The sequence below is a fragment of the Treponema sp. genome, from assembly GCF_017430385.1.
GTDB lineage: Bacteria > Spirochaetota > Spirochaetia > Treponematales > Treponemataceae > Treponema_D.
The window spans coordinates 1-10,171 of record NZ_JAFRNB010000075.1; the positions used below are offsets into that span (position 1 = coordinate 1).

Genomic DNA, 10,171 nt, shown 5'->3' on the forward strand with positions numbered 1-10,171 from the left:
AATCAACACTTATCACTAAATATTTATTTATAAATATCTGTATAATTTTAGTTATTACTATTAAAAAGAGTTATGTCTGTTGATTATGTTTCGATAGGAAAACGAATTCAAGCAAAACGAAAGTCTCAGAATAAAACACAAGAAGCCTTGGCAGAAGCAATTGAAGTAACTGTCGGCTATATAAGTCAAATTGAGCGTGGAATTACAAAAGTCAATCTTGAAACTATGTCAAATATTGCAGAGATTTTGGAATGCGATATAACAGACTTTTTAGGCGGTTCTACGAAAAATACAGATACATATCTTTCTGACGATATGAATTTGATTTTCAAGAAATTAAACGCAACAAATAAGAAAAATATATTTGAAATTTCAGAAGTATTGTTAAAAAATCAGTAATGAAAACTCGACTGAAAAAAAGAGCTTTGTCAGTCGAGTTTTCATAATTACTTCCAACACAAAGTATTTCCTTGAAAGGAAACTTTTTTTTGAGAAATTAAACCTTTTATGACGGCATCTGCATATTCTTTGGAATTTTTATTTTTTACGCAATCACGATTATTATTCTTCAAAACATTTTCAAGGGTTTGGTTCGTTTTTGGTCTCTTTTTCTTATCTATTTTTAATATGTTTTGAATGAGTTGAGGAACTTTGTTTTCATCAAATTCCTGATTTGTCTTTCTTGAGGAATTCTTTTTTTTATTTTTTGTAGTATTCGATTCTATTTTTTTTCTATGGATTTTAATACCAAGGCTACTGAAATGGTCTATAACCGAAGCATAATCATTATCATTTGAGACAATTATAAATTCTGCGTTATTATTTTGCCCCATTACAAGTCCCGCATAAGAGGCAATCACCATATCAAGTGCATTTTCCCCTTGTGTTAGAATTCTGATTGGAGTCAAATTAAAAGAACTTTGCATTTTTAGGGTTTGAATATATTTCACGACATTTGTGTACCAAGTATTTTGGTTTTGATTTGCACCTATAAAACAAGTTATTTGAGTATCAAGGTTCAGATAATTGTTTTTATTGCAAAAATCAATGAATGCTTTTGGATTATTAGCATTTTCGGCATCAGCAAATACAAATTTTTTTATATGTAATGTTTGAAAAAAATCTATCATATTTTTCTCCCTTTGTAATATTTTCAATCAATTGTTGTAATATCAAAATTCTGAATCTACGCGTCCATCAAATACGGAACCATCGTAAATAAATGAATAGGCATCATACCCACAATTCTTACAACAAACAAACAGTTCATCTGAAGAAGAATCAACAGCAACATCTGCTTCTTTAAAATAAAATTCATGAAAACAATGAGGGCAGACAACTGGTGAAGTCAGTTTTAAGCCTTCAAAATTCGGTCTAGCCTTTACGAGGGCTAATTCATGCAATTGTTCTTCTGAAAGATTCGGAACTGTTATTTTGACGCCAGATTTTTCCCCTGTTTCATAATCATCATAATAAAGTCTTGCAAATTCGATTTTTCCATCAATATCAGCACCTTCTTTTCCTACAAATATTAGGGCATTTTCCCAATCCCAAATATCGCTTTCGTCATAAAAATGGCGAAGTAAGATTTCAGCAAGTAATAATTCTTTTTCTGATGCGTTAACAAGCTCATTCCAGTTTTTGAATCCAACCATTTTTGCAATCAAATATTGTGCTTTCATTAATGAAAAAGACTCTTTATCTGAAGCTTCTGCTAATAAAATTAAACTTCCAACATCAAAGAATTTTGAATCATATTCATAGTATTGCATTCCAAATTCTGAGATTGTTGGTTTCCGTGTTTTCCAATCTCTGAATAAATTTTTTGCTTGTTTCTTGAAGAAATCAAGATTAGACATAATGTTACTCCTTGAGCATACTTTTATTGTTTTTTGCCTTTATGCCAGTATTATTTAGCAACAATAAACCTAGTGCTCGTAGGTAATCATTATTTAAGGATAGAAAAGTTCGATATGGTATGATGAAAATCTTTACACTGGCTGCTAGCGTTACCACAACACTAACAACAAAATAATGATTTAATGCAGAATTGTCAACCAAAGCTCTTGGTAGACAATGATAATTTTTAAATATTACAAAAAAACTCCCAGCCAAAACGAATTCCAGCCGGGAGTTTAAAATGGGGTTTTAGGGGCTTGCCCCTAGGAGAAGGGGTAGCGTAAAACGCGAAGCGTTTGGAGCGAGGGGAAGACTTTCCCCTTCCCCAACTTTCCACTTTCCGTTTTCAGTTTTCCGTTTAGTTAAAATACCTCACTCCCGCCCTGAACAAGTTCTGGCATGAGCTTGCTTCCTTGTTGCAGGCGATGTTCTTAATCAGGTCGGGATTGAAGCCGCCGATGCCCACCGTTCGCTCTGAGTGACCCATCTTGCCGAGAACGAGGCCGTCCGGGCTTGTGAGACCTTCGATTGCGAATGCTGAGCCGTTCGGGTTTTCTGGTTCGAGCATTGTCGGTTTGCCGTTTTCGTCGCAGTACTGGCTGTAGACCTGTCCGTTTGCGAAGAGTTCCTGAGCCAGCTTTTCTGAGATGAAGATTTTTCCCTCGCCGTGGCTTACCGGAATATAATGCGGTTTTTCTTCGAGTACAGAAGCGTCCAAAGCCCAAGAAGAAGCGGCGCTTACCATGCGGGTCCATACAACGCGGCTAATGTGCCGGTGGATGTCGTTGAATGTAAGGGTTGGTGTCTCTGCGCTCGGTTCAGTGATTTTCCCGTATGGAACGAGGCCTGTCTTAATCAAGGCCTGGAAGCCGTTACAGATACCAAGAATCAGGTTTTTCTTTTCAAGGTGAGAAGTGATTGCGTCAGCGACCCGTTTTTCACGGATTACATTTGCGATGAATTTTCCGCTTCCGTCCGGCTCGTCACCGGCAGAGAAGCCGCCCGCAAAGGCTACAATCTGGCTCTTTTCAATTTCGGCCTTGAATGCTTCCAGTGATTCTTCCAAATCTTTCGGAGTGCGGTTCTTGAAGACGAGGATGTGTGAGTCAGCGCCCGCGAGGTTGAAGGCTCGTGCCATGTCGTATTCGCAGTTTGTGCCAGGGAATACAGGAACGATTACCCGTGGTTTTGCCTTGCTTGAATCGAGTGTTGTGAATGTATCTTTCTTGGCTCGTGCTTCGCCCAATGATGCGTGCTCGGCTTTTGCCCAATCCGGGAGATTTTCTTCTTTTTTGACAGAAGAAACCGGCGGGAATACTTTTGAAAGTTTAGATTCCCATGCTTCGTAAAGGTCAGAAAGCTTGATTTCTGCTTTTGGAAGCGGGTCAACGCCCTTCATCTCAAAGGAGATAATCGGGTCTTTCTGTGTGTTTCCGATTCGGAGGACTGTCGTGTTCACGAAGCCGCCGTTTTCAAATTTGTCGTCGTCAGTCTCAACGATGATTGAGCCGTACTGCGGTGTGAAAAGGTCAGCGATTGTGTCGTTTGCGTTTCTGTGGAAGCCGATGATTGTGGCAGAGGTCGGAATTTGGGTCAGCTGAACGCCGATTTTGTTTCCGAATGCCATCTTTGTGACGGCTTCAGCGATTCCGCCCGCTCCAACCGGATACATTGCATTGATTTTGCCGGCCTTGTTGAGTTCATAAAGTGCGTCAGAATTCTTTTTGAAAGCCTCCCAGTCCGGAGCAAGTTCTTTTGAATATGGAACCTGAACAAGATAAATGTAGCTTCCGCTTTTTTTGAATGAGCCGGACTGAACATTTTTTGCCTCATCGTGAGCAACGGCGAATGAAACCAGAGTGTGAGGAACATTCAAATGCTCGAAAGTTCCGCTCATTGAGTCTTTTCCACCGATTGAAGCACAGCCCATTTCACGCTGAGCGTCAACTGAACCCAAAAGGGCAGCTGCCGGATAGCCCCAGGTTTTTGCATCGACTGTGCGGCCGAAGAATTCCTGATAGCTCATGCGGCTTGTTGTTGCCTTGCCGCCGATACAGGTGATTTTTGCCAGAGAAGAAAGGATTGCTGTCTGAGCTCCATGCCATGGAGACCACTGAGCCACGCGGGGGTCGTAACCGTAAGACATAAGGCTGACAGTTGAAGTCTCTCGTGGTGAGATGACAGGAATTTTTGCCGACATAGCACATTCCGGCGTTCCCTGATATTTTCCGCCGAACGGGAAGAGGACTGTGGCGGCTCCGATTGAACCGTCGAATCGTTCCTGCAAACCACGCTGAGAACAACATGCCAAGTCTCTGATATTTTCGATAAATGCGGATTTAATCTGCTCTGCTGAAGGCTGCTCGCCGCCTGCCTCGCCAGTTGCGCTTGCACATTTGCCCAAAACTTTTGCGACCGAATCAAGCGGCTTAACCAGTGGAGACGAGTGTTGCTCCGTCGGAGATTCAATAGAAGCTTTTGCCGTATGTGTCGCACCCGCTGAATCCAAGAATGAGCGGTCAATGTCAACGATTGTTTTTCCCCGCCATTTCATTGTGAGCTTGTTTTTGTCGGTTACGGTCGCAACAACGACAGCATTCAAGTTCTCGTCATTACAATATTTGATGAATTTATCTACATCGCCTTTGCGGACAACTACAGCCATTCGTTCCTGTGATTCAGAAATTGCAAGCTCTGTTCCGTTAAGGCCTTCGTATTTCTTTGGAACGGCGTCAAGATTGATGTCCAAGCCTGGGGCAAGCTCGCCCACAGCAACAGAAACACCGCCTGCACCAAAGTCATTTGAACGGCGAATCATGTGGCTCACTTCAGGATTTCGGAAAAGACGCTGAATCTTGCGCTCTTCAACGGCATTTCCCTTCTGAACTTCGGCAGCCGCTGTAGTAACTGATTTTTCTGTGTGAACTTTTGATGAGCCTGTAGCACCACCGATACCGTCACGACCTGTTCCTCCGCCAAGAAGAATGATGATGTCGCCGGTCTCAGGTGTCTCACGCATAACGGTTTTGTATGGAGAAGCTGCGATTACAGCACCCAATTCCATTCGTTTTGCAACAAAGCCAGGATGATAAACTTCTGTGACCTGGCCGGTAGTCAAGCCAATCTGGTTTCCGTAAGAAGAAAATCCCTGGGCAGCCTCGCGGCAGATTTTCATCTGAGGGAGTTTTCCGTGCAAAGTCTCGCTCAAAGGAACTGTTGGATCGGCCGCACCAGTTACGCGCATTGACTGATAAACCCAGCTTCGTCCAGAAAGAGGGTCACGGATTGCGCCACCAATACAAGTTGCAGCACCACCGAAAGGCTCGATTTCTGTAGGGTGGTTGTGTGTTTCGTTTTTGAACTGAAGAAGCCACTGCTCGACTTCTTCTTTGCCTTCTGGAAGAGGATTTCCCTTTTCGTCAGTAGTGTAGTGAACATCGATGAAAATAGAGCAGGCGTTGTTCTCCTCGCTTACTTCCATGTCATCAAGCATACCGTGCTTGCGCAGATATTTTCCACCGATTGTAGCCATGTCCATGAGAGTGAGAGGCTTGTCCTTTCGTTTCGCATAGATGTCAGTGTGCATGGCCTCGTAATTTTTGAGGGATTCTTTGAAAAGTTTGGCGTAAGGACCTTTTTCGATTTTGATGTCTTTGAGGACAGTGTTGAAAGTGGTGTGACGGCAGTGGTCAGACCAGTAAGTGTCAAGAACGCGGATTTCCGTTTCGGTCGGGTCGCGCTTGATAGACTTGAAATAATTCTGCAAGAACTGAATGTCGGCCAGGTCCATAGCAAGGCCCATCTTCTCGCGGTAAGCGTCAAGCTCTTTTTTGCCAAGAGAATTGAAACCTTCGACAGTCGGAATATCGGCAGGTACTTCAGTTTTCATTTCAAGGGTTTCAGGAATTTCAGCTTTTGCAAGGCGGGAATCGACAGGGTTAATGAGATACTTTTGAATTTTTGTGACTTCATCGGCAGAAACATTGCCGGAAAGGATGACCATTTTGGCACATCGGACGCGCGGTGGCTCAGTTCCGACAGTGGCCGTGTTCTTCATAGACTCGCGAAGGAGCGAAAGACACTGCTCGGCAGAATCCGCACGCTGGTCGTACTGGCCCGGAAGGTATTCCCAGATAATCACAGTGTCGGCTGGGTCTGTTGAAAGCTCAGTGTAGACGACAGAATCACTCTGAGGCTCCGAGAAGATTCGCAAAGCCGCCATGCGTGAGACATCTTCAGAAGTGTTCTCGATGTCATAGCGGTTGAAATAACGCACTCCCTTTACAGAAGAGATGCCCAAAAATCCATTGATTTCACCCAAAATGCTGGCCGCTTCGCTCTGGAAGCCCGGCTTACGCTCTACATAAATACGAAACATGGGGATATTTTACTGTTTTTTACGGTTTATTGGAAGATAAAACCAAACTGAAAATGGAAAGTGGGGTGTTCTGAATAACGCCGACAACGCTGGGCGTTCTGAATAACGCCGACAACAAAGGGCATTACCGCCTTACGGCGGTCAGGCTTTCCGGGGTTCCGCTATTCGCTTCATTCCCCGCCAACCATGTCTGCATTATCCGCTTGCGACACGAATGTCGCGTCCTTAAAAAGTCAATAACTGCCGCGAGAACGAAGTTCTCGTTACGACATGGATGTCGGTGAACGGCTTCGCCGCCCCTACAATCCTTAACGCATAGTAATAACTTAATGACAAAACTGGAATTTTGAGATTCCCCTAAATCCCTTCCGCATAAGTCACGCGCTTTTCAAATTTGAATGCATCGAGGAACTTCTTTGCACGCTCAGTCTTTGGATTTGTGAAGAATTCTTCCGGGGTGGACTGCTCGACAATCACGCCTTCGTCGATGAAAACGATTCTGTCGGCTACGGCGCGCGCGAATTCCAGCTGGTGAGTTACAATCAGCATCGTTCGCCCTTCTTTTGCCAGATCCATCATTACATCCAGAACTTCGCGAACCATTTCCGGGTCGAGGGCGGCGGTCACTTCATCGAACAAAAGCACTTCCGGATTCATGCAGAGAGCGCGGACGATTGCGACACGCTGTTTTTGGCCGCCACTAAGCTGGCGAGGGTAGGCATCTTTTTTCTCCAAAAGACCGACTCGTGCCAGAAGTTTTTCTGCCTGTGCCGTAACTTCTGCTTTGTCGCGCTTTTGAGCTTTAACCGGGCCAAGCAGGATATTTTTAAGGACTGTCATGTTCGGGAACAAATCATAGCTCTGGAAAACCATTCCGACTTTCTGACGGATTAAGTGCATGTCATTTTTTCGGTTGGAGATTAATTCACCGTCAAGCAAGATTTCGCCCCCCTGAATTGATTCAAGACCGTTGATGCATCGGAGCAATGTTGACTTCCCGCATCCGCTTGGACCCAAAATCACAACGACCTCACCTTTTTCGACATCGAGAGAAACACCTTTTAAGATTCCGCCTGCTTCTTTGTATGATTTTTCAAGATTTTTGATTTTCAAAAGTGCCATAATTCAGTTCCTTTTTAGTCCTTAATTCCTAATTCTTATTTCTTTTTTCGATTCTGTCTGCGGCAAGTGAAAGTGGCCAGCACACGATAAAATACATGAAGAAAATCACGCCGTAAACCGCAATGCTCGCCGTTGGAATCGTGAGCCGGTTCGATTCAATAATCTGCTGCCCGATTTTCACAACTTCAATTACGCCCACGAAAACTACAAGCGAAGTCGTCTTAATCATTCGCGTAATCAAATTCATGCTGAGCGGAACGAGCCTTTTTACCGTCTGCGGAATTATTATATAGAAGAAAATTTGCTTTTCGGTGAGGCCGATTGCCCGACCGCTTTCATACTGATGCTTTGGAATCGACTGCAAAGCACCGCGAACCAAATCGCCCATCTCAGCCGTTCCCCAAAGAGTGAAAACCAAAACTGAAGCCGCCTCACCAGAGATTGAAATGCCGAATGCGTGAGTGATTCCAAAATATGCGAGAAAAAGCAAAACCATCTGCGGCATAATGCGCATGAATTCAAGGTAAAAATGACAGAGCCAGCGGATTGCCCGATTTTTGACATTCATTACGATTCCGAACAAAAATCCGAGGAAAATCGAAAGAAAAACTGAAACTGCCGCAATCCAAATCGTAACGCCCAGGCCGCCCAAAAGACGGACGAAATTTTTACCTTTGAAAAGAACGCTGAAAGCCGTTGTGACCGCTGTGAGAATCTCCGGATTATCCATTTTTTCTCCTTTAAAAAGTCAAGAAGAATGTTTCAACATTCGATTGACTTTTTAAGCTGCTCCGTAATGCAATGAGGAGCGGCAATTAATAACGCAAGTTTCCAACGGAAACTTGTCGAAATAAAAAGCAGACGCTATTTCAGGCTGCTTTTTATCCTAGCTCCTGTTGAAGTTCAGTTTCTTTTCGATGAAATGCGACACGACCGAAATCGGAAGCAAAATTATGAAATATGCCACGACAAGAAGCAAAAGCGATTCCTCAGTCTTGTAATAAAGTCCGATTAAATCTTTTGCAACGTACATCAAATCTGCCAGAGCCACCGCACTGAAAACAGAAGTTTCCTTCAATAAAAAGATGATGTTTGCGACCAGGCCCGGAACAGAAACTGCCATCGCCTGCGGAAGAACGACATACTGAACAAGCTGAATCTGGTTCAAGCCGATACACATTCCGCTTTCAAGCTGAACCCGACCAACCGTTTCAAGAGAACTGCGGAAAGTCTCTGCCATGTACGAGCCACCCAAAAAAGTCAGTCCGATGATACCGCACTGCTCGCCGCTCAATTTAATTCCCATGCGTGGAAGCGCAAAATAAAGGAAGAAAAGCTGAATCAGAAGCGGAGTGTTGCGGGAAATTTCCGTGTAAATGCGAACGACCAGATTAAGAACAGGGATTTTCCAGTAACGAACAATCGCACAAAAAATCCCTGTCAGAAATGAAAGAATTATTCCGATAAAGCCAATCCGAAGAGTGAGGAAAGTGGCCTCAACATACATCGGAATGACTTGTTTTATAAAATCAAAATCCATTTTTTCCCAGATTTTACAGTTTTCCGCCCTCTACAACAAGGCTGTCTGCATCTGAATCTTTTCCGTAAACGCTTCGGAGAGTTGCCTCATAGTCAGCATGGAAGAAGTTTTCTTTTCCGAGTTCTACGATTTCATTATTGAGCCAGTCGAGCAAGTCTTTGTTGCCTTTCTGAACGGCAGGAGCGATTGCGTCCAGGCTTCCGATTGAGTCAGCACCAGCACCAACTGCAAATTTCGGATTTTCGATTGCCCATGCAAGAACTTCTGTGTTGTCTGTTGAAAGGCCGTCACCGCGACCGTCCAAAAGTGCGTTGTAAGCTTCTGAATACTGATCGAACTTCAAGAGTTTGATTTCTGGATAGTTCTTTGAGAAGTAGCTTTCGGCTGTTGTTCCCTTTGCGATGATGAGTGTTTTGCCGTTGAGCTGAGCCGGGTCAGTTACCAAAGCAGATTTTGGAGAAACGATTCCCAAAGCGACCTTCATGTAAGGAAGAGCGAAATCAACTTTTTCTGCACGCTCAGGAGTTACTGTGAAGTTTGCAAGAACAAGGTCAACTTTGCCAGTAGCAAGAACTTCGACGCGGGCAGCTGCTTCAACTGGAACATATTTTACTTTTACGCCCAGGTCTTTTGCGATTCGGTTTCCGAAGTAAACATCGTACCCCTGATATTCGCCGTTCTCGTCAACGAAACCAAATGGCTTTTTGTCGCTGAAAACTGCGATTTTGATTGTCTTAGATTTTTTGATTTCCTTGACAGTGCGGCCAGTCTTTGGCTTTGCCGAAAGTGAAGAAATGGCAGAAAGTGCCAAAACAGCTGCGATAAGAAGTTTGAATGTTTTTTTCATAGGATGCCTCCGTTTTTTTTAATTCCCTAGTAACTTTGTAGGTTTATTTATGCTGATACTCTAATACTTATTACCTAGTTGGTCAATAGGTAGGGAGCGACCCGAAGGGTCAAAACTCACGAGGTGAGTTTTGAGCGAATCTCCGAGCAGCTGTGCTGCGAAGGCGGTAGTGAGCGACGGCGTAGCCGGAAAAACTCACGAGGTGAGTTTTTAGCGAGTCTCGTTCGAAGCTGTGCTTCGAGCGCGGAAGTGAGCGACGGCGTAGCCGGAAAAACTCACGAGGTGAGTTTTTAGCGAGATGATATGCTTTTATGAAAAGGGTGAAAGCGGTATCCTGTTCTGACGGGAGCAGGAGGTAGGCGGCAGGTTCCACGCGAGACAGAGA

Annotated in this window: 9 protein-coding genes; 1 reads left to right on the top strand and 8 read right to left on the bottom strand. The window is 43.9% G+C overall.

The annotated features are described in order from the left end of the window. Nucleotides 1-72: 72 nt before the first annotated feature. A complete protein-coding gene (locus tag IJJ71_RS05045; RefSeq protein WP_296845693.1) occupies nucleotides 73-399 on the top strand; it encodes a helix-turn-helix domain-containing protein in 327 nt (108 codons plus the stop codon). Nucleotides 400-446: 47 nt separating this feature from the next. Here IJJ71_RS05045 and IJJ71_RS05050 read toward each other — a convergent pair whose 3' ends face one another. The 8 genes from IJJ71_RS05050 to IJJ71_RS05085 form a co-directional block, all read right to left on the bottom strand. Continuing rightward, complete coding sequence (locus tag IJJ71_RS05050) at nucleotides 447-1,130, bottom strand: PIN domain-containing protein (protein WP_296845694.1); 684 nt, start codon at nucleotides 1,128-1,130, stop codon at nucleotides 447-449. Between the two features lie 42 nt (nucleotides 1,131-1,172). Further along, nucleotides 1,173-1,859 carry a hypothetical protein gene (locus IJJ71_RS05055; protein ID WP_296845695.1) on the bottom strand — a complete coding sequence of 229 codons (687 nt, stop codon included), beginning with the start codon at nucleotides 1,857-1,859 and terminating at the stop codon, nucleotides 1,173-1,175. 398 nt (nucleotides 1,860-2,257) lie between these two features. Next, a complete protein-coding gene (locus IJJ71_RS05060) occupies nucleotides 2,258-6,277 on the bottom strand; it encodes a phosphoribosylformylglycinamidine synthase (protein WP_296845697.1) in 4,020 nt (1,339 codons plus the stop codon). Between the two features lie 357 nt (nucleotides 6,278-6,634). After that, on the bottom strand, nucleotides 6,635-7,399 hold the full coding sequence (locus IJJ71_RS05065) for an amino acid ABC transporter ATP-binding protein (RefSeq protein WP_296845698.1): 765 nt from the start codon (nucleotides 7,397-7,399) through the stop codon (nucleotides 6,635-6,637). 28 nt (nucleotides 7,400-7,427) lie between these two features. Further along, nucleotides 7,428-8,129, bottom strand: a complete 702-nt coding sequence (locus IJJ71_RS05070; RefSeq protein ID WP_296845700.1) for an amino acid ABC transporter permease — start codon at nucleotides 8,127-8,129, stop codon at nucleotides 7,428-7,430. Between the two features lie 156 nt (nucleotides 8,130-8,285). Further along, complete coding sequence (locus tag IJJ71_RS05075; protein ID WP_296845702.1) at nucleotides 8,286-8,939, bottom strand: amino acid ABC transporter permease; 654 nt, start codon at nucleotides 8,937-8,939, stop codon at nucleotides 8,286-8,288. Nucleotides 8,940-8,952: 13 nt separating this feature from the next. Continuing rightward, nucleotides 8,953-9,786, bottom strand: coding sequence for a cysteine ABC transporter substrate-binding protein (locus tag IJJ71_RS05080; RefSeq protein ID WP_296845704.1), 834 nt, complete (start codon nucleotides 9,784-9,786; stop codon nucleotides 8,953-8,955). Nucleotides 9,787-9,895: 109 nt separating this feature from the next. Beyond that, on the bottom strand, nucleotides 9,896-10,171 hold a 276-nt coding region (locus IJJ71_RS05085; protein ID WP_296845705.1), incomplete at its 5' end, for a hypothetical protein.

What these genes read in the sequence shown, in the direction of transcription:
- IJJ71_RS05045 (WP_296845693.1), top strand. Translation starts at nt 73, where the DNA reads ATGTCTGTTGATTATGTTTCGATAGGAAAACGAATTCAAGCAAAACGA.
- IJJ71_RS05050 (WP_296845694.1), bottom strand. Translation starts at nt 1,130, where the DNA reads ATGATAGATTTTTTTCAAACATTACATATAAAAAAATTTGTATTTGCT.
- IJJ71_RS05055 (WP_296845695.1), bottom strand. Translation starts at nt 1,859, where the DNA reads ATGTCTAATCTTGATTTCTTCAAGAAACAAGCAAAAAATTTATTCAGA.
- IJJ71_RS05060 (WP_296845697.1), bottom strand. Translation starts at nt 6,277, where the DNA reads ATGTTTCGTATTTATGTAGAGCGTAAGCCGGGCTTCCAGAGCGAAGCG.
- IJJ71_RS05065 (WP_296845698.1), bottom strand. Translation starts at nt 7,399, where the DNA reads ATGGCACTTTTGAAAATCAAAAATCTTGAAAAATCATACAAAGAAGCA.
- IJJ71_RS05070 (WP_296845700.1), bottom strand. Translation starts at nt 8,129, where the DNA reads ATGGATAATCCGGAGATTCTCACAGCGGTCACAACGGCTTTCAGCGTT.
- IJJ71_RS05075 (WP_296845702.1), bottom strand. Translation starts at nt 8,939, where the DNA reads ATGGATTTTGATTTTATAAAACAAGTCATTCCGATGTATGTTGAGGCC.
- IJJ71_RS05080 (WP_296845704.1), bottom strand. Translation starts at nt 9,786, where the DNA reads ATGAAAAAAACATTCAAACTTCTTATCGCAGCTGTTTTGGCACTTTCT.